Below are 23,381 nucleotides of genomic sequence, written 5' to 3' on the forward strand. Positions count from 1 at the left end.
CTCACCTCACATTAATGTGCATTGTACTTTTTCATATTATTAAACTGATCTAACAATTTTTCTTTTTCTCGTTCGAGGTCCTCTGTAGACAAGTTATCTGTCTGTTCTTTTGGCTGTTCTTTCGTTTCAGCTTCTTTCATCCAGTCAGGCAGCTTCTCCTCGCGGATCACTTTTCCTGATCCATATGATTGACGCTTATTTTTTTGCTGCGCCCATTCTGTCATTTGCCTATTCTCTTCTTTGGCAATTTTCATAGCAGCTGCCACGGTTTTAATTTTCTTTCGCACCCAGTGGGCGGCAATTTTCTGCATATATGTTTTGGACAGCTTCATATCCGTTTTTAGCAGTGTATAGTAGATCAAGACATTCATGACCCCAGGCTCTAGCTGCTGCTCAAGCATAATATCTTCAACAATTCTTAAGTCTGCATACGTCGGCTCAATGCCATCTGCCATATCTTTTAGAAGCTCTCTAGGCGAAATATGATCAAGCTTTTCAATCAATTTCGCATCAGGCGCATCTGCACCTGGCTGTTGCGTGGCATCGTGACGTAAATGCCTTGGCTGTTTTTGATCAATCAGCTTCGGCTGTTCGCCTCTGTATTCAATTTGATACCAGTCTCTCGCTGCTTTTCGCAGATCCTCAGTTGATATCATCTGATCTGAGCCACAGGCACCTGCGACAATATTTTGCATTTGCAGCGGGGTGATGCCATAGACGACCGCTAACTTCTTAATTGTCTCTTTCACTTGCTTTGTCAAAGCTTTTCTCGGAATCATCATGTCCGACATGCCTGCTAACAGGAGATCAAAATCAAAAGATTCATCTGAAAGCGGTGCAGGCTGACTTGAGCCAACTGTCACATATTCGTAGCCCTCGTCAAGCGATGACGCCTGATTAATTTCCTCTGTCATCTTGCGCTCTCCTGGCTGCAAGACGTGAAACACTTCTTCAAACGATCGGGAGATGTTCTTTGCATCAGCAGGAACTCCTGGATAAGAAAAATAATCACGAAGCTGCATATATTTTGCTTTCTCTACCCGATGATACAAAAGGACATTCAGCATACCGTCTTGGAAAAATTCATCCGGTCTCAGCGGCGGCACGAGCTCATATGTAAACAGTCTGCCTTCTTCCGTTTCCTGTTCATATGTGCGGAGTAATCCGATCGCTTCAAGCTTTAAGCGCTCCTCAAAAATATCATTTAAATTCGTTTGCAGCATCACCATCAGCTGACGGTGAGGTGCGGGTTTCCCCCACATTCGATTTTGTTCCAGCTCTCCCCACAGCGTCATGTATAAACTGAAAGCGGACATGCCAATAAGCGGCTGATATAAAAGAGTAATAAGCTGTCTATCGATGTCACCGAGCAATGAAGCGCTTTTGACGACATACGGATCGACGGCTAGCACTTCCTTCCAATGCTCTGTCATATGCTGATCCTCCCTTAATACGGTTGTCTTCATTGTACACTCTTTTTGCGTTTTACGCTTTACGCAGGAAAAAGAGCATGAAGAATCTTCAGCTCTTTTTTAGCGTTCTTTCTTTAATAAATCTTTTAATTCATCAATAAATACATTGATATCTTTAAATTGACGGTATACCGAAGCAAACCTGACGTAAGACACTTCATCAATTTTCGCCAGCTCGTCCATCACCATTTCCCCTACAAGCTCGCTTTTCACCTCTGACATGCCTTGGTTACGCAATTCCTTCTCGATGTTAAAGCAGACATCCTCAAGCTGTTTTAAAGCGACAGGACGTTTTTCACACGCTTTGATGAGGCCTCTCAGCATCTTTTCCCGGCTGAATTCTTCTCGAATTCCTTCTTTTTTCACCACAATCAATGGCAATTCTTCTAATTTTTCAAACGTCGTGAAGCGATATTGACAGCTTTCACACTCTCTTCTCCGACGAATGGATTTTCCTTCATCTACTGGTCTTGAATCAAGCACCCTTGTGCCAAGGTGCTGACATGTGGGACATTTCATTTCATCAGCTCCGATCTCTTCTTGGAAGTTGTTTGTCTAGTTCTTTATAAAGGGACAAAACAGCCTTTTGACTGTAGCCAAAGTCTGTTGGCAGTGCTGTTTCTGTTGTCACATTAAAATCGACAGCTGTTTCAAAAGGACGAATTGAAATGACAGTCGCCACGAGAAAAGCTTTTTTCGGCGTTCGTATGTTTGCGCTGATTTCACCTCGTTCTGCTGAAACAGATGTCACTTGATAGGAATCGTTTCTTGAAAGAACAGCTTCTACCGCTTGAAAAGCTTGAGTTTGTGTCGATTTGTAGTAATGGCTTTTCAGCTCTGACACTGGATGATGGTCAGATGTTTCTGTATGATTTGAAATGAATCGTTTGAGCTTTTGTCCTAAAGTCATACACGTATCCCCTTTGTCATAAACCCTCTTCTTTATTTTATAAAAAAAACCTTTGTTTTCCTAGAACAAAAGTATAGACAGGTTGGATCATGCTGGATGCCCGTGTATGGAACAAATATAAAAAGGAGCATAACACAAAGGCATTTAATGCTTTTGGCCAGCTCCCATTGCAATCTTTTTTATGTTTACAGTGCTTTGGCTTGCGCCTGTTTCACTTGTACAGGTCCCATGCCTCGAGGAATTTCGATGTTTTCTCTTGTTTCAGCACCTAGTTCATCTCCGATATGATCTGCTGCAATATTCGGATCTAGATCGCCGCAAGTATAAACATCTATGCTCGCATAACCATGTTCAGGAAAGCTGTGAATTGTCAGATGAGATTCAGAAATAATGACAACTCCACTTACTCCTTGAGGTGCAAATTTGTGAAAAGCAACCTCTCTTACTTCAGCTCCTGATTTCAAAGCTGCATTTACAAACGTTTTTTCAATAAAATCCATGTCGTTCAGTTTATCACAGTCGCATCCCCATAACTCGGAGATAACGTGACGTCCGATTGTTTCCATCATGGACCCCCCTTAAACAAGAATGAAAGAGTGAAGTTCTAAGCAGCCGGACCGGACATATACCACGGGGGAAAGTTAGTCCAAAGAGGTCCTAACCCTTTAAGTATACCCGAATGAGTCTGCGAACAAGAAGTTCACGAAAAATAGTATACTTTGTTTAGACCCATTTTGCAAGCTGTGTTTTTAGTGGGATTTTCTCTCATTTCTTGAAAAGGGACGTTCAGTCTTCTTCATTTCAAACAGCTGAAAGCTCTTTCATCTGGGAACCAACAAACTTTACAAGATCAACCACTCTGCAAGAATAGCCCCATTCATTGTCATACCATGCAAGAACTTTTACTTTTCTGCCTTCCATCACCATCGTTGTAAGTCCATCAACGACAGCAGAATAAGGGTTTGTGTTAAAGTCTGTGGAGACAAGTGGTTCATCGGTGTAATCTAATATGCCAGCAAGAGATGTTTTTGAAGCCGTTGCAAAGGCAGCATTGACCTCTTCTGCTGTGACATCTTTTTTCAAGTCGACCACAAGATCAACCATCGACACATTTGAAACCGGTACGCGAAGTGCAAGTCCATGTAATTTCCCTTTCATGTGCGGCAGCACTAAAGAAAGCGCTTTAGCGGCACCCGTCGTCGTTGGAATGATGGACTGGGCACATGCTCTTGCCCGGCGCAAATCCTTGTGGGGGTTGTCGATATTTTTTTGATCATTTGTATAAGCATGAACCGTTGTCATTAAGCCGTTGTCGATGCCAAATTCATCATCTAACAGCTTGACAACTGGCGCTAAACAGTTTGTTGTACAAGATGCGTTTGAAATAACGACGTGCTTTTCAGGATCAAGATCATCCTCATTGACACCCATTACAATTGTAACGTCTTCATTTTTACCTGGAGCTGTAAGTACGACCTTTTTCGCTCCGGCATCTATATGGCCCATCGCTTGATCTTTTGAATTAAATTTCCCTGTTGCTTCGATCACGATATCAATCCCAAGCTCTCCCCATGGAAGCTGCTTTGGGTCTCTATTATTAAGCAAAAGCACTCTTTTTCCATTGACAATCAACGCGTCATCTTCTGCTGTCACATCGCATTCGTAACGTCCATGATTTGTGTCATATTTAATTAAATGTGCTAGCGTTTCGGCAGGATAGCTTGCGTTCACCGCTACAATTTGAATTTGATCATCAAGCATTGCTTTTCTGAAGACCATGCGTCCAATTCTGCCAAACCCATTGATCGCTGCTTTTACCTTCATGAACAGGTCACTCCTCTATTATGTGTTATACTCAATAAATTTATTTATGAAATTAGTATATCACATTAGAATGTAATTGCCAGTATATAAACGTATATTTTCAAAAAAGGGCTGTTCTTTGCAATGAAATTGACGAAAAAAGCATAAAAAAAGAAGAGTACTGTATGTACTCTTACTTATCTGTATGTTCCCATTCGTTTAATATGTTCTCTAATTGCTTTCTAATAAAAGCAAGATCTTTTGTGTTTTCTATCACACGGTCTGCTTTTTGGCATTTCTCCTCAAGAGGCTGCTGGGAGTGAATGCGATTCAGCGCTTCTTCCTCGCTCAGGTCGTTTCGATTCATGAGCCGCGACAGCTGCAAATCAGGCGTCGTGTACACAACGATGATACGGTCGACTAGCCCTTCCAGCTTGCTCTCAAATAGGAGCGGAATATCAAGCACAACAAAAGTTTCTTGGTTGCTGACCCCTTCATCACGCTGCTTGAGCATTTCCTTTCTGACTTCAGGATGAACGATGGCATTGAGCTTTTTTCTTTTCTCTTCATCAGAAAAAATGATCGCTCCAAGCTGCTGCCGGTTCAGTTCACCATTTGGCAGAAGAACCTCTTCACCAAAAGTTTGAACGATTTGATGAAGGGCAGGCGCTCCTTTAGAAACCGCTTCTTTTGCAATGATATCTGCATCCACCACCCGAATGCCTTTCTCTTTTATCATCTGCGAGACTGTGCTTTTTCCGCTAGCAATCCCGCCTGTTAATCCAATGACGAGCGTCAATTCGTTTCCTCCTTTACAGCTTCCACACCCCAATTAAAATGAGCAGCAGCCCTGGTAAGCATGCGAGTTTATCGATCCAGCGCCAATTGGCCAAATAATGACCTGCACGCAGTCCGATGCATACAAAAAGAGAACTCATCACAGCGACCGTGATGCTCATGACAATTGGAGAAAAACCAAGAATCGCTGCACCAATCCCTGCACCAAATGCATCGATGGATAAAGCAATTCCAAGAAGCACCGCTTCCATTCCATTAATGGTGCCAGAGCGGTCAATATCTGCACTTGTAGGCTTTCGCAAAATATGAATGACAAGCCCAAGAGACTGCACTTCTACATTGAGAAGTGTTTTTTCATGAAGGAGCAAATCACGCTCTTTCGCTGGTTTATAAAATTGATACAGAACCCAAAGTCCGATAGCAATTAAAATGCCTCCACCCAGTTTATCTGTCACTGAGACAGGGAGGAATGTCGTGAGCAGGCTGCCAATCAGCATGGAAATGAGCAACACAATTCCTGAACAGCAAGCAATAATAACGATGGCTTTAAATGGAATCCTCATCTTGCGAAGACCATACGTAAAACCTACAGAAAAGCTGTCAATGCTGACGGCAATAGCTAAAAACAGAAGCGAAAACGAAATCATACCTGTACTCTTCCTTTCTGTTCATGCAACGATGATCAAGAGTCTCTAGGCGTCCTTAGACTCTTCTTCACTATATGAAGAGCAGGTGGGCTGTGTGTCAGTCTACACCTTGCTGAAAAAAGAATGTTTTTTATCGTATGCATGGCAAAAAGGAAGCATGCTGACGGCTTACTTTTATGAAGGGCGTTTTTGGCAGGTCACACAAAAATGAGTGCCGCGCCCTCCAACCACTGTTTTTTCTATGATACTTCCGCACGTCTGGCAAGGTTCTCCCCGCCGGTCATATACAAGAAGCTGTAATTGAAAAGTCCCAATATCACCTTGTGAATTGATGTAGGAACGAATGGTGCTACCTCCTGCATCAACAGCCACTTGAAGCGTATCAATAATATGTTTGTGGAGCACCTTGCAAGATGCAAGACTTAGCTGATTCGCTTTTGTTTCTGGATGAATGCCTGATTTAAACAGCACTTCATCTACATAAATATTACCAAGGCCAACCACAATCTTTTGATCAAGTAAAGCCGTTTTGATCACGCGGGAGGTTTTCTTTAATTGCTCCCATAAATATTCTGGTGTAAATGAGTCTGAAAAAGGTTCATACCCCAGCTGTGATAGCGGAAGTTCTTTTTCTTCTTCGCCTGGCTGAAATAGATGCATCGTCCCAAATTTACGGACATCATGGTACCGAAGTTCGGTACCATCTGTGAACGTAAAGACGACGTGTACATGTTTATCATAAGGCTCACCAGTTTCATGTACACGGTATTTCCCTTCCATTCTTAAATGGGAGACCATCACATAGTGGTCTAAATGAAAGAGTAGAAACTTCCCTCTTCTTTCAATGGTTTGAATGGTTTCTCCTACCATCCTTCTAGCGAACTCTTCCGGTTCCCCAGGACGTTTGATGATATTTGGCCATTTGATATCGACCGTTTCAATCGTTTTTCCTTTGACTAACCGCTGAAGAGTGCGCCGGACGGTCTCAACCTCTGGTAATTCCGGCATGCTCCTCGCTCCTTTTTCTCTCTCTTTATTTTGCGTCGTACCAAGATGGACCTGAAGCGAAATCGACTTTTAGCGGCACATCGAGCTGAAGTGCATTTTCCATGACTTCAGGGACGATTTTTTCTAATATGGCGATTTCTTCTTTTGGCGCTTCAAAGATCAATTCATCGTGCACTTGCAATAACAGATTTGTCTGCAGGTTCTCTTCTTTTAACTTTCGTGCCATATCAATCATCGCTTTTTTGATGATATCGGCGGCACTGCCTTGGATCGGTGTGTTCATTGCCGTTCTTTCCGCAAAGCTTTTCACATTAAAATTGCGACTTGTAATATCTGGAATATATCGTCTACGTTTAAGAAGCGTGGTCACATACCCTTTTTGTTTTGCTTCCTGCACGATGTCCTCCATATAGGTTTTCACGCCTTTAAAGCTTGTTAAATAACGTTCAATGAAGGCCGCTGCTTCTTTTCTTGTGATCCCAAGGTTTTGAGACAGTCCATAATCACTAATTCCATACACGATTCCGAAGTTGACAGCTTTGGCCTGTCTTCTCATAGAGGAAGTCACTTCTTCTTCTGACACATGGAACACATCCATGGCTGTTTTCGTGTGAATATCCATATCTTGCGTAAAGGCTTCAATCAAGTTCTCATCTTGAGAAATGTGCGCGAGTACACGCAGCTCAATTTGAGAATAATCAGCCGCAAACATGAGCCAGCCTTCTTTTGACGGGACGAACGCTTGACGAATCTTTCGGCCTTCTTCTAAACGAATCGGGATGTTTTGAAGGTTTGGATCTGTTGAGCTTAGTCTTCCTGTTTGTGTAAGTGCCTGATTAAATCTTGTGTGCACTTTATGCGTATCTTTGCGCGTCACTTTCATTAAGCCTTCCACATAAGTGGATTGCAGCTTTCCTATTTGACGGTAATGCAGAATGGACCGAATAATTTCGTGCTTGTCTTCAAGCTTTTCAAGGACATCCGCAGACGTAGAGTAGCCTGTTTTGGTCTTTTTGATAATGGGCAGTCCTAATTTTTCAAATAAAATCACACCAAGTTGCTTCGGTGAATTGATGTTAAATGTTTCTCCTGCTAACCGATGAATGGTTTCTTCATATTCCTTCAGCTTCTTCGTGAGTTCTTCACCCATTTTCTGAAGGCGTTCAACATCCACTTTTACCCCAAGAGATTCCATTTCACCTAAGATGAGGGCAAGTGGCAACTCTAAATCTTCATACAGCTCATGCTGATCATTTTTTTCTAACGCTTCAAGGGTCAAATCATGCAGCGCTGAGATCGCTGCTGCTTTTCTTCCAAGATGGTCTTTTAGCTCTTCTTCAGGTGGAATTGCCTGTTTCGCTCCTTTTCCGTATACTTTTTCATCGGAAAGGGCTATGTTCAGGCCATATTCCTTCGCCACACTTGCAACGTCCTCATAGGATTTCTGCGGATTGACCACATAGGAAGCGAGCAGGACATCGTTATCGACACCTTTAAGATCAACATCATGCCATCTGAGCGCAACAACCGCTCTTTTGGAATCAAAGACCCATTTCTTCTTCGTTTCATCCTGTACCCATTGTTTAAACGCTTCAGATTGCAGAGCATCTTCTTTTGTCATAAAAAATGCACCATTCTCATTATGGATCGCAAACCCTATCAAATCGGCTTCGTGATAATTGTCTCCTAGCTGTTCTACCACAAGTGCAGCGTGATCTGTCAGCATGTCCTCCGTGACATCTGTCATTTTCTTCACGTCTAGTTCGTCTATTTCTACTGGTTCATCTGATTCTGGCGCTTCTCCTAAACGCTCTAGCAGTGTTTGAAAGCCCAGTTCTTTATAAAGCGAGATGACCTGCTCCATGTGAGGACCTTCATAGGCGAGCTCTTTGCTTGATACATCTATTGGTGCTTCTACGAGAATCGTCGCCAGCTTTTTACTCATCACCGCTTGTTCTTTATATTCTTCAAGCTTTTCTTTTAGCTTTTTCCCGCTGACTTCGTCAATATGATCAAGCAGATTTTCAACCGTTTCAAACTGCTTTAGTAATTTGATCGCTGTTTTTTCACCGACACCAGGCACGCCCGGGATATTGTCTGATGAGTCTCCCATCAGCCCTTTCATGTCGATGATTTGATCTGGCCTGAGTCCGTATTTCTCTTCAATATGTGCCGGTGTGTAATATTCTACTTCTGTGATCCCTTTTTTCGTAATGGCTACTGTTGTATGGTCTGTTGAAAGCTGCGTTAAGTCTTTATCTCCTGAGAAGATTTTGACCTCAAAGCCGTCCTTTTCTGCCTCTACAGCCAGTGTGCCGATAATGTCATCTGCCTCGTATTGCGGAAGCTCGTACCTTTTCACTTGATAAGCATCTAATAGCTCACGGATGAACGGCATTTGTTCTGATAGTTCTGGCGGAGTTTTTTGTCTTCCGCCTTTATATTCCTTAAAGGTCTCGTGACGGAAGGTGGTTTTACCCGCATCAAATGCTACGAGCATATGAGTCGGCTTCTCGTCTTCCAGCATCTTCATTAAGATCATCGCAAAGCCATAAATGGCATTTGTATGTACGCCTTTATCATTTGATAATAGCGGTAAAGCAAAAAAAGCTCGATAAGCGAGACTGTTTCCATCCACAAGTACTAATTTCTTTTGATCTGTCATCTTTTAATCCTCCATCGACTGAGCCGGCTCAGCCGTCTCTTTCGCACATTGTATGTTCATTTTATCAAAGTTTATTTTGAAAAGAAAATAGACGAGCCTGCATAAAAAAGGGACGAAAACAACAAGTGTTTTCGTCCTTCCAAAATTGGCTCCTTGGATGAAGGGGTTCCTATTCATCCTACCAATGATTGATTAACAAAACATGAATTCATTGTAAAGATCATGTAAATTTTAACGCCACTTTCCATTCTTCTCTATTTTGACTTTAAACTCACGGTAAACGTCGTTCCTTTGCCTTGTTTGCTATGAACAGAAATCGTTCCTTCATGTGCTTCGACAAGGTGTTTGACAATGGCAAGACCAAGCCCTGTACCGCCTGAGTTTCTACTTCTATCTTTATCAATTCGATAAAATCTCTCGAATATTCTTGGAATTTCACTCTTTTTCATACCGATCCCTGTATCTGTTACATCAAATTCATAGCTGTCTTTCCTCTGTCTTGCTGTGATCGTGACACTTCCTCCCTCTGGTGTATAGGTGAGGGCATTATTGATCAGGTTGAGGAAAATTTGTTTTAATCTCAGCGGATCTGCCATGACATAGACCGGCTCTTTCGGGACACGCACTTGTAGGTCAATGCCTTTTTCAGCAGCCTTTTGTTTTAGCAGCACTTCAATCTCTTGAATGATTTCTGTCGCATTGGCTTCTTGAATATTCAGCTTAAAATGCTGCTGTTCAATTTTCGAGAGATCAAGTAAGTCTTGGATGAGCGTTTCTAAACGAATACTCTCTTTTAGGATGATGGACAAAAATTGTGTCAGCGCTTCTTTGTCGTCAATGGCACCATCCAGAAGTGTTTCAGAAAAGCCTTTAATTGACGTGATCGGTGTCTTTAATTCGTGTGACACGTTAGCGACAAAGTCTTTTCGCATCTGTTCTAGCTGCTTTGTTTCTGTCACATCATGAAAGACAAGAACAATTCCTTTCCATTCATCGTCTGTACTTAAGATCGGAACACCATCGACTTGAAAATAACGGCGCTCGATGTCAACAGCGAGACGTAAAAACTTTCGGACCTTGGTTTCTGTCATGAAAATTTCGTCTATTAACTCAATAATCTCTTCATGGGTAAAGGCTTCATGATACAGCTTGTGCATGTAAATATGTTTTTGCACTTTGAATTGCTTGCGGAATGTTCGATTGACTAAGTGAATATAGCCCATTTTATCAATCAAAATAATCCCCGCTCCAATGTTTTCAATGACTGTTTGCAGACGATCTCGCTGCATTTCGCCAGCGCTTGTCATGTCTTGAAGACTTTCTGCCAGACGCTTCATTGATGTATTGAGTTCACTTGTTTCAATGATCAGCTCTTCATAGTTATTTGTATCATAGTTCCCTCGTTCAAGCTGTTTGGCCACCTTTGTGGCATAATCAATCGGCTTTACATACTTCATCGACATGCGATAGCCAAAGAAGACGATGATAATGATGGCTGAACCAAGACAAAAGGCTAATGCAAGCCAGAGCTGACCATCAATCTCATTCAAAGGCTGGAATGAAGCATGAAGAAATAAATATCCCGCCGGTTCGTTTTGTTTCATCATTGGAACTGCATAATGAAACAGCGCATCTTTCTCATCCTCAATGAACATTCCTTTTGTTTGGAGCTGCTCATTTTCCAGCGTGTTTAAAATGACGGCTCTTTGTTCTGCTTGACCCGTTGTATGTATGATATTCCCCTTCACGTCCACAATCGACGCATTCATATCGAGATGCTGCTTTGCTTGATTGAGAATCTTCTTGTTTTGCTCCGCGTTCAAATCTTCAACATTCATTGAAGAAAGGAGAAAACTCGATTCCTTTTCCATTCGTTCGGTTAATTTTGTTTCATAGAAAATATGAAACATATGATCCAAGAAAAGACCAAGCGCAACAAACACAATAAACAGGAGAAAAATGAGCCCAGAAAAAAGGCGGGTTCTCACTTTACTCATTTGGCTTTGGCTCCTCCAATTTGTAGCCTAAGCCTCGAATGGTTTTAATATATGTTGGTTTTTTCGTGTTCTTTTCAATTTTGTCCCGCAAGTGGCTGATATGCACATCCACAATACGAGTATCACCTGCAAAGTCATAATTCCAAACCGCACTTAACAATAGATCACGCGTAAGAACACGGCCTTTATGCTTAGCCAAATAAAGAAGCAGTTCAAATTCCTTTGGCGTGAGCTCTAGACGTTCTTCTTGGAAATAGACTTCGTAATGTTCAGGTAAAATGCGCAGGTCTCCAATTTTGATTTGGTCTGCAATGATCTCTTCCTTCTCTTCTTGCACGGGAGCCGGCTGAGATTGCTGTGCTCTTCTCAAAATGGCTTTTACCCGAGCACCCACTTCTCTAGGACTGAAAGGTTTTGTCATGTAATCATCGGCTCCAAGTTCAAGACCGAGCACCTTATCAAATTCATCGTCCTTTGCTGTCAGCATTAAAATAGGGAACATCATTTTTTGAATTCTCAGTTGTTTGCACACTTCAATGCCGTCCATTTTCGGAAGCATTAAATCAAGCACAATCAGATCAGGCTGTTCACTTGCTGCTTTTTCAAGCGCTTCTTCTCCGTCTCTTGCTGTGACGACATCGTAGCCCGCCCTTTCAAGGTTATAGCTTAGAAGTGTTACAATTGATTCTTCATCATCCACAACTAATATTTTTTTATTCATGTTGTGCCTCCAATTAGTGATTTCCCCTGCATCCGGTTTTTTGTATCTTATGTGAAAAGCGAGAAGTCATGCTTTCTCTTTCATTTTAACGAAAGCTTAACAAGAGAACAATTTAAAATTTCGACAAGATTGGTTTTGTAAACAAAAAGAAGACTCCTCATACGAGAAGCCTTCTTTTTTATTCATATTAAGACAATACTTTCATGACGTTCTTTACAGATTCAACAGAACGGTCAAGCTGACTTCTTTCTTCTTCTGTCAGCTCAAGCTCGATGATCTGCTCAAGGCCGTTTCCACCTACGATTGTTGGAACGCCAAGGTAAATGCCTTCGTAGCCATATTCACCTTCAAGGTATGCAATCGTCGGCATGACGCGGCGTTGATCTTTTAAGATCGCCTCAACCATTTCAACGAGTGAAGCAGCAGGTGCATAATACGCACTACCGTTACCTAATAGGTTAACGATTTCACCGCCGCCTTTTCTTGTTCTTTCAACAATTGCATCAATTCGCTCTTTAGGAATTAATGTTTCCAGCGGGATACCGCCTGCATAAGAGTAACGTACAAGAGGAACCATGTCGTCCCCATGTCCGCCAAGAACAAAGCCCGTCACATCTTTCACAGATAGGTTTAATTCTTGAGCAACGAACGTACGGAAACGTGCTGTATCAAGAATTCCTGATTGTCCGATGACTTTTTCTTTTGGTAATCCTGATTCTTTATAAACTGCATATGTCATTGCATCAACAGGGTTTGTTAACACAACAATGATCGCTTCTGGAGAATATTTAACGATTTCACGTGTCACACTGCGCATGATTTTTTCATTTGTTGACACGAGGTCGTCACGGCTCATTCCCGGCTTTCTTGCAATTCCTGCCGTAATGACCACGACATCAGAACCGGCTGTATCTTCGTAGTTAGAAGTTCCTGTAATATTCGCATCGAAGCCTTGAACAGGGCTTGCTTCCAGCATGTCAAGTGCTTTCCCTTTTGTCGGGTTCTCAAGCTGAGGGATATCCACTAATACGACATCCGCTAATTCTTTTTGAGCTGTTAGAAATGCTGTAGTTGCTCCAGTAAAGCCTGCTCCGATGACAGATACTTTTTTACGCTTGTTTGCCATTTCCTTTTTCCCCTTTAACTTTAAAGTTTAAGAATCAAGACAAGTTTTTGATGAGCTCGTCAGCAAACTCAGAACATTTCACTTCTGTTGCACCGTCCATTAATCTAGCAAAATCGTACGTGACGACTTTAGATGCAATTGTTTTTTCAACAGATTGAATCACTAGATCAGCAGCTTCTTGCCATCCAAGGTGCTCAAGTAAAAGCACGCCTGATAGAAGAACAGAAGATGGATTCACTTTATCAAGACCAGCATATTTCGGTGCTGTTCCGTGAGTCGCTTCAAAAATAGCGTGTCCTGTTTCGTAGTTGATGTTTGCACCAGGTGCGATACCAATTCCACCAACTTGTGCTGCAAGTGCGTCAGAGATGTAGTCTCCGTTTAAGTTCATTGTTGCGACAACATCGAACTCAGCTGGACGAGTTAAAATTTGTTGAAGGAAAATATCTGCAATGCTGTCTTTGACAATGATTTTGCCAGCAGCTTCTGCTTCACTTTGCGCTTTGTTTGCCGCATCTTTTCCATCTTGTTCTACAATACGATCATATTGTGCCCATGTAAAGACTTTGTCGCCGAACTCTTTTTCAGCCACTTCGTAGCCCCAGTTTTTGAAGGCTCCTTCTGTAAATTTCATGATGTTTCCTTTGTGAACAAGTGTCACAGATTTACGGCCTTGGTCAATCGCATATTGGATCGCTGCTCTGACAAGACGAGATGTTCCTTCTTCAGAAACTGGTTTGATTCCGATACCTGATGTTTCTGGGAAACGGATTTTATTCACACCTAATTCGTTTTTCAAGAAGTCGATTAACTTCTTCACTTCGTCTGATCCTTTTGCATACTCGATTCCTGCATAGATATCTTCAGTGTTTTCACGGAAGATGACCATGTCTGTGTCTTCTGGACGTTTCACAGGAGATGGTACGCCTTGGAACCAGCGAACTGGACGTAAGCATGTGAATAAATCAAGCTCTTGTCTTAGTGCCACGTTCAATGAACGGATTCCTCCGCCAATTGGTGTTGTCAGTGGTCCTTTGATCGCGATTAAATATTCACGAATGTCTTCAAGTGTTTGCTCTGGAAGCCACTCGCCCGTTTTATTGTAAGCTTTTTCACCTGCATATACTTCTTTCCAAGTGATTTGCTTTTCACCTTTATATGCTTTTTCTACAGCTGCTTCAAGAACTCTTGATGCTGCTTTCCAAATGTCAGGACCGATTCCGTCCCCTTCGATAAACGGGATAATTGGATTATTTGGTACATTCAATACGCCGCCAGTAACTGTAATTTTTTCGCCTTGTGACAATGATATTACCTCCCAGGTTATGTAGTGAATATTTGAAACTTCCAAGCTTGATGTCTGCAAGCCAAGAAGTTTTTCACGTGATTCGTTTTTTGTTGATATGGAGGCTGATTGGTTTAGATGGATCAGCCTCCGCTATTCTATAAACATTAGTCTCTTTCACTGATCGGAACAAACGTTTGAAGATCAGGTCCAATATAGTCAGCTCTTGGACGGATCAGACGGTTGTTGTCATATTGCTCTAAAATGTGAGCAATCCATCCAGAGAATCGGCTGATCACGAAAATTGGTGTAAACAAGTCATGATCAATCCCAAGACTGTGATAGACAGAAGCAGAATAAAAATCAACATTTGGTGGAAGATTTTTCTCTGATGTCACGATTTCCTCTGCGCGTACAGACATTTCATACCATTTTGGCTCGCCTGTCAGATTTGTTAAGCGCTGGCTCATTTCTTTTAAATGTTTTGCACGCGGGTCACCCTGGCGGTAAACGCGGTGGCCAAAGCCCATAATTTTCTCTTTCTTCTCTAGCTTACCATGAATATAGGAATCTACGTTTTCAACTTCGCCAATTTCTGACAGCATCTTCATTACGCCTTCATTTGCGCCGCCATGAAGTGGTCCTTTCAATGCGCCGATAGCTGCTGTTACACCAGAGTAGATATCTGATAGTGTAGCAACACATACACGTGCTGTAAATGTCGATGCGTTTAATTCGTGATCCGCATGTAGAATGAGCGCTTTATCAATCGCTTCAATTTCTACTGGTGAAGGCTCTTCGCCGTTTAGCATATATAAGAAGTTTGCAGCATAGCTGTATTCTTCTTTTGGCTGTACAGGCTCAAGTCCCTTTCGAATACGTGAGAATGCAGCGACAAGTCCAGAAATTTTCGCTTGTAAGCGAATGGCTTTTCTGTAATTCGCTTCTTTGTCCATAATCTCTGATTCGTCATCAAGTAAACCTAATAAGGATACCGCTGTACGAATCGCAGACATTGGATGAACCCCATCCAGCGAATAAGATTTAAAGTGCTCAATGATCTCTTGCGGAATATGAGCATTTTCATTGAGCTGCTGCTTTAACTCGCTTAGCTCCTGCTCATTCGGCAGCTTTAAGTGCCATAACAGGTAGACAATTTCTTCGAAAGTCGCTTTTTCAGTTAAATCATCGATATTGTACCCTACATAAGTAAGAGTATCATCAATAATTGAGCTTACGGATGAAGTTGTTGCCACGATACCTTCAAGACCTCTTGTTGCTGTCATGTTCAATCTCCCCTTTTTAAAAAGATTCCCCTTCGTTGCAAAATTCTCGCTTTTTGAAAGCGCTATCCAACCAAAATAGGCTGGCAGGTTTAGAAAAGAAAATGCTTACATTTACCTATACGGTTAGAGCGCTTTTAGCCTCATATCTCGTGTTTGATCAATGAGTTCAAAATTAAGCCTATTCCCATTATAAACAATAATCAGACATTTGTTAAATGTTTAACTATAATTTTTTTTGATATTTTTTTTTCCAGCCTTCCGGTTCGGGCATGGAATAAAGGGATTTTGCTTCTTTTAATATATTTAATTATGTTTTTTTGCAAAAGCTCACGTCAGAAAAAATATCAAAAGAAAGTGGCATGAGCCACTCTCTTTTTAACCGCTGAAAAATTTCACTGCTTGCATCGCTAAATAGGCAATTCCAGCACCAATCAGCGGGCCAACAGCCACACCTTTGAATAAGCTGACTGCCAAAATCGTACCGAATACAAGTGCTGCGGTGATATGCGGATCGTTTTCGAGTAGCACAATGCCGTTTTTTGCAATTAATGCTACTAATATACCCGCTCCGAGTGCAATCCAAGCATAAGAGGATTTCATTGCTTCTCCAAGCTGTTTAAATCCAATGTCCCCTGTTGCGATCGGTACAAGCACTGCGATCGTGATGACCGTCACACCCCAATTGATACCTTTTGATTGCAGAACCGGGAAAATTTTTTGATCTAATCCAATGAGTTTAATCGCAATCAGCACAGAAACCGCTAAAATTAACGAATTGTTCTTCGCTATGAGTGCAATGACGAGTAAAAGAATTAAAAATAAATTGGCTTGAGTGAACATACGCCGCTCCTTTCTTTCTTTTTATTGCGACCTTTTCATATTACTAATCTTTTTGAATAAAATGAAGTATCGGACATGCTTGTTTTTTGGAGGGGATTGTGTGAATCACACGTATGTGGCCATTTTTTTGCGAAGTTTGATGATTTTCAGCATCGCCGTTTGTGCGGTTGTTTTTTTATATCAGTCTTTTCCGTTTTTATATCCATTTTGGATTGCATTTGCCGTGTCGTGTTTGATTCATCCAGCCGTATGTAAAATCGAAAACATGACCGGGATGCCAAGAGGTTTTGTTGTCATCATTGTGCTATTACTCTTTTTAGTGGTAGCAGCCGGATTCATGACACTTTTAGTAGCGGAAATCATTTCAGGAAGTGCTTATTTAGCAAAGGTACTTCCAGGTCATCTTGACCAAATGATTGGGATCGTGGAACGTTTTTTCACAGATCAGATTTTGCCTTTATATCATGATTTGACTGCTCAATTTAATACTCTTCAAGCAGGTCAAAAGGAATCGATTTTAGGACAAATCCAAGCACTTGGTGACGAAGCAGCGGCAAAAATCGGGACTTTCCTTTCAAAAACTCTTGAATTCATTCCAGCTTTTTTAGGTCTTTTGCCTGATGCAGCAGCGACGCTTTTATTTTCCGCACTAGCGACTTTTTTTATCACAAAAGATTGGTTTACGTTAAAAAAATATGGTTCTCGTATCTTTCCCGCCAAATGGATGCTTCATACACGTGCCATTTTATCTGAAATCAAAAAAGCCATTTCTGGCTTTATGAAAGCCCAGCTTCTCCTTGTTGCCATGACCATTGGTATCGTGCTGATTGGACTTTTCATCTTAAAGGTCGAGCATGCGATTGTGATCGCTCTATGTATTGGTCTAGTTGATTTACTTCCTTACATCGGCAGTGGCACGGTTTTTCTTCCGTGGATCATTTACTCCGCCATGACAGGAAATCTTTCACTCGCCATTGGACTGGGCATTTTGTATATTGTGGTGCTCATTCAAAGACAAATATCAGAGCCAAAAGTCTTAAGTAAATCAATCGGTCTTAATCCTTTAGCAACACTCGTGGCACTGTTTGTCGGGTTAAAATGCTTTGGTTTTCTTGGACTTGCACTCGGTCCCGCTTCTCTTGTCGTTTGGCAGGCGTTTCGTAATGCAGGGGTTTTCAGAGACCTTTATCAGTACATTCGGTATGGTGCGCAAAAGTAAAAGAGACCTGATGCGAAGGTCTCTTTAGCGTATAATCGTATAGCGTTTGCGATTGGACATGTTTCTAAGCCAGCGCTCAAAGAGCGGTTTGATCCGTTTTCTTGTCATGGGAATGAGCAGAACAGCCCCAATCAGATCAGAAAGGAATCCAGGTATGAGCAGCAGCAAACCACCGATCAGAATGCAGAAGCCATCGACAATGGTGGCCCCTGGCATTTTGCCATATTGTAAATCTCGCTGCACTTTCTGAAATGCTTCTATTCCTTGTTTTCTTGCAAAGTAAGCACCTAGTGCACTTGTCAGCACAATGACTAGCATCGTTGGTAAAATACCAATGATGTTACTTGAGATTAAAAATAAACTAATTTCAACTGCTGGGAACAGAATCAATAATAGTAGAAAATATTTTTTCAAGCCATATCACCTCATGGGGTCTCTTTCATCGAAAGCTGTTTACTTTTTTTAGTGTAACATAAAAAAAGAGAGGAGTCAGATAACTCCCCTCGTGTGTGATTTAAAGGACGCTTGCACGGCCTTTGTAGATCGCTCCGCGTGCTGGATCTACTGTAATCTCTTCGCCTTCTTTTAGAAGTGTTGTGGCACTGTCGAGACCAACAATGACTGGAATGCCAAGACTGAGCCCAACGACTGCTGCATGGCTTGTTAAACCGCCTTCTTCCGTGATAAGGGCAGACGCTTTTTCTAAAGCACCCATCATATCACGATCTGTGCAGTTTGCGACAAGAATCGCACCATCGTACATTTTTTCCTCTGCTTCTTTTCCGCTCTGTGCAATAACAACCGGTCCAAATGCAGATTTGCGGCCAATTCCTTGACCCTTCGCAATGATGTCACCGACAACATACACTTTCATTAAGTTGGTTGTACCTGTTTCACCAACTGGCACACCAGCTGTAATCACGATTAAATCACCATGTCTTACATAGCCTGTTTCAATTGACTTTTCTACTGCATTCTCAAGCATTTCATCAGTAGATGTCGTTTTTGAACCGCTCTTTGCAAATACACCGAATACGAGTGAAAGTTTTCTTGCCACTGATTCGTTTGCTGTGACTGCTACGATTGGTGCTTTTGGTCTATATTTTGAAATCATTCTTGCAGTATGACCACTCTCAGTAGGTGTCACAATCGCTGCCACATCAAGCTTCATAGCTGTGTGCGCAACAGATTGACCGATCGCATCTGTAATGCTGACCTCTACTTCTTCGCTTCTGCGAGAAAGGATTGCTTTATAGTTAAGTGCTTCCTCTGAACGTGAGGCAATGTTGTGCATTGTTTGCACAGCTTCAACTGGATATGTTCCTGCTGCTGTTTCACCAGATAGCATGATCGCATCTGTACCGTCAAAAATAGCATTTGCCACATCACTTGCTTCTGCACGAGTTGGACGCGGGTTACGCTGCATGCTATCCAGCATTTGAGTTGCTGTGATGACAGGCTTGCCTAAACGGTTGCATTTTTTGATCAGCATTTTTTGAACAAGCGGTACTTCTTCTGCCGGAATCTCAACACCAAGATCTCCACGAGCGACCATCAATCCATCTGATACCTCAAGGATTTCATCGATGTTATCAACGCCCTCTTGGTTTTCAATCTTAGGAATAATTTGAATGTCAGCTGCGTTGTTCTTTTCAAGCAGCTCACGAATTTCAAGAACATCAGAAGCTCGTCTTACAAAAGAAGCTGCGATGAAATCGACACCTTGTTCAATTCCGAACAGAATATCATTGGCATCCTTTTCTGTAATACCCGGCAAGTTCACACTCACACCCGGTACGTTGACACCTTTTTTGTTTTTCAGTGTACCTGTATTCATCACTTTTGTGACGATTTCTTTTCGGTCCATATTTAATTCTTTTACTTCTAGACCAATCAGACCATCATCTAATAAGATGGTTGAGCCCACTCCTACATCATGAATTAAATCTTCGTACGTCACACTGATTTTTTCAGTGTTTCCCACAATGTCTTCCATACTCACGATAAGATCAGCACCAGCAACTAACTCAATTGAGCCGTTTTCAACTGTGCGTGTACGGATCTCTGGACCTTTTGTATCAAGAAGGATCGCAATGTCCTTGCCTAAAGTTTTACCTGCTTTGCGAATGTTTTCAATACGTGCACCATGCTCTTCAAAATCTCCATGAGAGAAGTTTAGTCTGGCTACATTCATTCCTGCTTCAATCAATTCAGTCAGCTTTTCAATGCTTTCACTTGCTGGACCGATTGTACAAACGATTTTTGTCTTTCTCATTACTGTTCCTCCTAAGGTCTTCTCGTTTTATATAGAGAGCTCTTGTGAAAGTCGGTACATATTTTGATCGACTGTATGCTTTTTATCTAAGATGTCTAAAATATCGTGATGAACGAGTTCGTTGCTTTGAATGCCTACACAGCGTCCGCCTCTTCCTTCAAGAAGAAGTTCTACTGCATACGCTCCTAAGCGACTTGCGAGCACTCGGTCAAACGCACTTGGAGAACCTCCACGCTGAATATGTCCTAAGACAGATACACGCGTTTCAAGGCTTGTCTCCTCTTCAATTCTCTTACCAAATTCGACACCGCTGCCTACGCCTTCTGCGACGATGATGATACTGTGTTTCTTGCCGCGCTCATGTCCTCTTCTCAATCTGGCAATAATTTCGTCCATGTCATAGTCTGCTTCAGGAATCAAAATCGATTCAGCTCCGCCTGCAAGACCTGACCAAAGGGCAATATCCCCTGCATGTCTTCCCATTACTTCCACTACGTATGTACGTTCATGAGATGTGGCTGTATCACGAATTTTATCAATGGCATCAATGACTGTATTTAGTGCTGTATCAAAGCCAATAGTGAAATCAGTACCAGGAATGTCATTGTCAATCGTGCCAGGGACACCTACACATGGAAAACCGAGCTCTGTTAATTTCTTCGCTCCCATGAATGAGCCATCTCCACCGATGACAACAAGTCCTTCAATACCGAATTTTTTTAAGTTCTCAATCCCTTTTTCACGACCTTCAACTGTCTTGAATTCAGGACATCTTGCCGTGTAAAGTTTTGTTCCTCCACGATGAATGATATCGCCTACTGAACCTATTTCGAGTTTCTCAATTTTACCGTTAATTAGACCTGAATATCCATTATAAATACCGTAAACTTCTACATTATGGTAAATTGCTTTCCTTACAACTGCGCGCACAGCTGCATTCATTCCTGGGGAATCCCCACCGCTCGTTAAAACTCCTATACGCTTCATCTTTTTCACCTCAGAGACCATATATGAATTAAACATACCATTTCCACTGCTTGAAAACAATCATGAGCAAAACCGGATGTTTTCAATACGAATTTCTAAAACCGTACTTATTATACAATTAAATAAAATGTTTTTAAACAAAAGTTAAGAAAGTCATGAAAGCACTTTGTTCAAAAAACAGTTGATTCAAGTGCTCTAAACCTTGTCAAATCAACGTTTTCAGACGTTTCAAATTTTATGAAAACAAAAGAAAATTATTTTCAAATAGCGCTTACATCAGATCGTTTTGATGAAAAAAGACGAAAAAAATAAACGCCAGCCAAAAGGCTGTACGTTTATTTAGTTTACCCCAATATATTGATTTTCAATCGATACTTTGCCGATTGCTTTGTATTTTTGATATCTTTGTTCGACTAATTCTTCAGGCGATTGTTTGAGCAAAGATGTAAGTGACTGTTTTAATGTTTTTTCAATGTAGGCTGCTTGTTGTTTCACGTCTCGGTGTGCTCCACCTTGCACTTCTTTAATAACATCATCTATAATATCTAATTCTTTTAGGTCTGGAGCGGTAATTTTCATTGATTCTGCAGCTTTTTTTGCAAGTGATGAGTCCTTCCAGAGCAGTGCTGCTGCACCTTCAGGTGAAATCACTGAATATGTTGAGTTCTCTAGCATAAATAGGTGGTTTCCTACGCCTAAGCCTAGTGCTCCGCCACTTCCGCCTTCTCCAATGACAATACAGACAACCGGTACACGAAGTCCTGCCATTTCGAAAAGGTTTTTCGCAATTGCTTCACTTTGCCCGCGTTCTTCAGCTGCTTTACCAGGATAAGCTCCTTTTGTATCAATAAAGCAAATGATTGGACGATTAAATTTATCTGCTTGTTTCATCAAGCGCAATGCTTTACGGTAACCTTCTGGATGCGGCATCCCGAAATTACGGCGCAAGTTTTCTTTTGTGTCTTTTCCGCGCTGATGACCAATGACTGTGACAGGAAGTCCTTTAAACGTGGCAATTCCTCCAACGATGGCTTCATCGTCGCCATAAAAACGGTCACCGTGACATTCGAAAAAGTGATCAAACAGCTCTTGAATGTAATCGAGAGTTGTTGGGCGCATCGCATGACGAGCAATTTGTACTCTGTCCCACGGCTTTAAATTTGTATAAATGTCTGTTTCAAGCTTACTCAGACGCGTTTCAAGGCGCTCAATTTCCGCACTTAAATCCATCTCTGAGTTTTGTGTGAACTTTTTCAATTCATCAATTTTCGCTCGAAGTTCAATGACAGGTTTTTCAAATTCTAGTTCTCCAGCCACTCTCGTTCACCTCCTGTGCTGTGTAATGCTAAGATTTGGCCTAATGTTTCTTTCATTTCTGCACGGTGAATCACAGCATCTAGCTGACCATGCTTCATTAAAAATTCAGCCGTTTGGAAGTCCTCTGGTAGGTCTTCACGAATGGTTTGTTCAATGATTCTGCGACCAGCAAAACCAATTAATGCACCAGGCTCTGCAAAGTTGTAATCACCGAGAGACGCAAAACTAGCTGATACACCGCCAGTTGTCGGATTGGTCATCACAGAGATAATCAGACCTTGATCCTCGCTGAACAGCTTTAATGCTGAACTTGTTTTTGCCATCTGCATTAGACTAAGAATCCCCTCTTGCATTCTTGCTCCTCCAGATGCAGTGAAGATGATAAATGGCACCTTGTCCGCTTTTGCTTTCTCAATAGCTAATGTAATCTTTTCACCAACAACTGAGCCCATGCTGCCCATACGGAACGTGGCATCCATGACAGCAATGACAGCACTTTGACCTTTAATTTCACCTTTTCCTGTTACGATGGCTTCATTCAAAGATGTTTTTTCTCTGTCTTTCTGAAGCTTTTCTTCGTAGCCTGGGAAACCGAGCGGGTTCTCAGAAATGAGGTGACCATTAAATTCTTCAAATGTGCCTTCGTCTACAAGGCTTTCAATACGTTGTTTTGCATTCATTTGCAAATGTCTGCCGCAATTCATGCAAACACGTAAATTTTTATCTAGTTCTTTGGTGAGCATTATTTTTTTACATTGCGGACATTTGGTCATGATGCCTTCAGGCACATCTTGACTTGCCTGTTCAGAGGGTACAGATGCATATTTTTTCTTTTTACTGAAAATATTCTTGATTGACAAATGACTACCTCCCTTTTTGAAGGGTTTTTTCTTTACACGCACATCCACTATTATAGGACATGTCATAACTGTACCGAAACTATTGTACTTTTTTTGTCAAACGCTGTCATCCTTCATTCAATTTTTTCAGTGGGGAATTGATGAGAAATGAGTATAGGTTTGGGG

Annotated in this window: 21 protein-coding genes; 1 reads left to right on the top strand and 20 read right to left on the bottom strand. The window is 41.6% G+C overall.

All coding sequences use genetic code 11. The features are described 5' to 3' along the window. Positions 1-11 precede the first annotated feature (11 nt). The 15 genes from dnaB to BA79_RS07515 form a co-directional block, all read right to left on the bottom strand. On the bottom strand, positions 12-1,433 hold the full coding sequence (dnaB, locus tag BA79_RS07445; protein ID WP_035701964.1) for a replicative helicase loading/DNA remodeling protein DnaB: 1,422 nt from the start codon (positions 1,431-1,433) through the stop codon (positions 12-14). 99 nt (positions 1,434-1,532) lie between these two features. Then, positions 1,533-1,991, bottom strand: coding sequence for a transcriptional regulator NrdR (gene nrdR, locus BA79_RS07450; RefSeq protein ID WP_003216720.1), 459 nt, complete (start codon positions 1,989-1,991; stop codon positions 1,533-1,535). A gap of 4 nt (positions 1,992-1,995) precedes the next feature. Continuing rightward, positions 1,996-2,382, bottom strand: coding sequence for a hypothetical protein (locus BA79_RS07455; protein ID WP_008346039.1), 387 nt, complete (start codon positions 2,380-2,382; stop codon positions 1,996-1,998). A 185-nt stretch (positions 2,383-2,567) separates the two neighbouring features. Beyond that, complete coding sequence (gene speD, locus BA79_RS07460) at positions 2,568-2,948, bottom strand: adenosylmethionine decarboxylase (protein ID WP_003216492.1); 381 nt, start codon at positions 2,946-2,948, stop codon at positions 2,568-2,570. A 235-nt stretch (positions 2,949-3,183) separates the two neighbouring features. Beyond that, positions 3,184-4,206 carry a glyceraldehyde-3-phosphate dehydrogenase gene (locus BA79_RS07465; RefSeq protein ID WP_008346043.1) on the bottom strand — a complete coding sequence of 341 codons (1,023 nt, stop codon included), beginning with the start codon at positions 4,204-4,206 and terminating at the stop codon, positions 3,184-3,186. A gap of 172 nt (positions 4,207-4,378) precedes the next feature. Continuing rightward, positions 4,379-4,984 carry a dephospho-CoA kinase gene (coaE, locus tag BA79_RS07470; RefSeq protein ID WP_035701967.1) on the bottom strand — a complete coding sequence of 202 codons (606 nt, stop codon included), beginning with the start codon at positions 4,982-4,984 and terminating at the stop codon, positions 4,379-4,381. A 13-nt stretch (positions 4,985-4,997) separates the two neighbouring features. Then, on the bottom strand, positions 4,998-5,630 hold the full coding sequence (gene ytaF, locus BA79_RS07475) for a sporulation membrane protein YtaF (RefSeq protein WP_007501684.1): 633 nt from the start codon (positions 5,628-5,630) through the stop codon (positions 4,998-5,000). Between the two features lie 174 nt (positions 5,631-5,804). Next, positions 5,805-6,638, bottom strand: coding sequence for a DNA-formamidopyrimidine glycosylase (gene mutM / locus BA79_RS07480; protein ID WP_035701969.1), 834 nt, complete (start codon positions 6,636-6,638; stop codon positions 5,805-5,807). A gap of 25 nt (positions 6,639-6,663) precedes the next feature. Continuing rightward, a complete protein-coding gene (gene polA, locus BA79_RS07485) occupies positions 6,664-9,303 on the bottom strand; it encodes a DNA polymerase I (RefSeq protein WP_035701972.1) in 2,640 nt (879 codons plus the stop codon). Between the two features lie 254 nt (positions 9,304-9,557). Then, positions 9,558-11,300 carry a two-component system histidine kinase PnpS gene (gene pnpS / locus BA79_RS07490; RefSeq protein WP_035701975.1) on the bottom strand — a complete coding sequence of 581 codons (1,743 nt, stop codon included), beginning with the start codon at positions 11,298-11,300 and terminating at the stop codon, positions 9,558-9,560. Continuing rightward, complete coding sequence (locus tag BA79_RS07495; protein WP_007501691.1) at positions 11,293-12,021, bottom strand: response regulator transcription factor; 729 nt, start codon at positions 12,019-12,021, stop codon at positions 11,293-11,295. Before BA79_RS07495 ends, pnpS begins: the two co-directional genes overlap by 8 nt. Before the next feature lie 187 nt (positions 12,022-12,208). Continuing rightward, complete coding sequence (gene mdh / locus BA79_RS07500; RefSeq protein WP_007501693.1) at positions 12,209-13,147, bottom strand: malate dehydrogenase; 939 nt, start codon at positions 13,145-13,147, stop codon at positions 12,209-12,211. Between the two features lie 34 nt (positions 13,148-13,181). Then, positions 13,182-14,453 carry an NADP-dependent isocitrate dehydrogenase gene (gene icd, locus BA79_RS07505; protein WP_008346060.1) on the bottom strand — a complete coding sequence of 424 codons (1,272 nt, stop codon included), beginning with the start codon at positions 14,451-14,453 and terminating at the stop codon, positions 13,182-13,184. Between the two features lie 146 nt (positions 14,454-14,599). Then, on the bottom strand, positions 14,600-15,718 hold the full coding sequence (citZ, locus tag BA79_RS07510; RefSeq protein WP_008346063.1) for a citrate synthase: 1,119 nt from the start codon (positions 15,716-15,718) through the stop codon (positions 14,600-14,602). Positions 15,719-16,093: 375 nt separating this feature from the next. Next, positions 16,094-16,558, bottom strand: coding sequence for a DUF441 domain-containing protein (locus BA79_RS07515; RefSeq protein ID WP_017367832.1), 465 nt, complete (start codon positions 16,556-16,558; stop codon positions 16,094-16,096). A 100-nt stretch (positions 16,559-16,658) separates the two neighbouring features. On the opposite strand from BA79_RS07515, the gene ytvI reads away from it, so the two are divergent. Next, positions 16,659-17,777, top strand: coding sequence for a sporulation integral membrane protein YtvI (gene ytvI / locus BA79_RS07520; protein ID WP_008346068.1), 1,119 nt, complete (start codon positions 16,659-16,661; stop codon positions 17,775-17,777). Between the two features lie 24 nt (positions 17,778-17,801). Here the strand turns inward: ytvI and BA79_RS07525 are convergent, their stop codons facing one another. The 5 genes from BA79_RS07525 to accD form a co-directional block, all read right to left on the bottom strand. Beyond that, positions 17,802-18,191, bottom strand: a complete 390-nt coding sequence (locus BA79_RS07525; RefSeq protein ID WP_007501703.1) for an FxsA family protein — start codon at positions 18,189-18,191, stop codon at positions 17,802-17,804. Between the two features lie 100 nt (positions 18,192-18,291). Continuing rightward, positions 18,292-20,052 carry a pyruvate kinase gene (gene pyk, locus BA79_RS07530; RefSeq protein WP_035701978.1) on the bottom strand — a complete coding sequence of 587 codons (1,761 nt, stop codon included), beginning with the start codon at positions 20,050-20,052 and terminating at the stop codon, positions 18,292-18,294. A gap of 27 nt (positions 20,053-20,079) precedes the next feature. After that, positions 20,080-21,039, bottom strand: coding sequence for a 6-phosphofructokinase (gene pfkA / locus BA79_RS07535; RefSeq protein WP_017358271.1), 960 nt, complete (start codon positions 21,037-21,039; stop codon positions 20,080-20,082). Between the two features lie 339 nt (positions 21,040-21,378). Then, positions 21,379-22,356 (bottom strand): acetyl-CoA carboxylase carboxyl transferase subunit alpha, encoded by a 978-nt coding sequence (gene accA / locus BA79_RS07540; RefSeq protein WP_017358272.1) that lies wholly within the window; start codon positions 22,354-22,356, stop codon positions 21,379-21,381. Further along, positions 22,341-23,216: an acetyl-CoA carboxylase, carboxyltransferase subunit beta gene (accD, locus tag BA79_RS07545; RefSeq protein WP_008346077.1), complete on the bottom strand. Its 876-nt coding sequence runs from the start codon at positions 23,214-23,216 to the stop codon at positions 22,341-22,343. Before accD ends, accA begins: the two co-directional genes overlap by 16 nt. Positions 23,217-23,381: the final 165 nt, after the last annotated feature.

The organism is Bacillus altitudinis 41KF2b, assembly GCF_000691145.1.
Classification (GTDB): Bacteria; Bacillota; Bacilli; order Bacillales; family Bacillaceae; genus Bacillus; species Bacillus altitudinis.

Coding starts and splice junctions, on each gene's coding strand:
- dnaB (WP_035701964.1), bottom strand. CDS start 1,433: ATGACAGAGCATTGGAAGGAAGTGCTAGCCGTCGATCCGTATGTCGTC.
- nrdR (WP_003216720.1), bottom strand. CDS start 1,991: ATGAAATGTCCCACATGTCAGCACCTTGGCACAAGGGTGCTTGATTCA.
- BA79_RS07455 (WP_008346039.1), bottom strand. CDS start 2,382: ATGACTTTAGGACAAAAGCTCAAACGATTCATTTCAAATCATACAGAA.
- speD (WP_003216492.1), bottom strand. CDS start 2,948: ATGGAAACAATCGGACGTCACGTTATCTCCGAGTTATGGGGATGCGAC.
- BA79_RS07465 (WP_008346043.1), bottom strand. CDS start 4,206: ATGAAGGTAAAAGCAGCGATCAATGGGTTTGGCAGAATTGGACGCATG.
- ytaF (WP_007501684.1), bottom strand. CDS start 5,630: ATGATTTCGTTTTCGCTTCTGTTTTTAGCTATTGCCGTCAGCATTGAC.
- mutM (WP_035701969.1), bottom strand. CDS start 6,638: ATGCCGGAATTACCAGAGGTTGAGACCGTCCGGCGCACTCTTCAGCGG.
- polA (WP_035701972.1), bottom strand. CDS start 9,303: ATGACAGATCAAAAGAAATTAGTACTTGTGGATGGAAACAGTCTCGCT.
- pnpS (WP_035701975.1), bottom strand. CDS start 11,300: ATGAGTAAAGTGAGAACCCGCCTTTTTTCTGGGCTCATTTTTCTCCTG.
- BA79_RS07495 (WP_007501691.1), bottom strand. CDS start 12,021: ATGAATAAAAAAATATTAGTTGTGGATGATGAAGAATCAATTGTAACA.
- mdh (WP_007501693.1), bottom strand. CDS start 13,147: ATGGCAAACAAGCGTAAAAAAGTATCTGTCATCGGAGCAGGCTTTACT.
- citZ (WP_008346063.1), bottom strand. CDS start 15,718: ATGACAGCAACAAGAGGTCTTGAAGGTATCGTGGCAACAACTTCATCC.
- BA79_RS07515 (WP_017367832.1), bottom strand. CDS start 16,558: ATGTTCACTCAAGCCAATTTATTTTTAATTCTTTTACTCGTCATTGCA.
- pyk (WP_035701978.1), bottom strand. CDS start 20,052: ATGAGAAAGACAAAAATCGTTTGTACAATCGGTCCAGCAAGTGAAAGC.
- pfkA (WP_017358271.1), bottom strand. CDS start 21,039: ATGAAGCGTATAGGAGTTTTAACGAGCGGTGGGGATTCCCCAGGAATG.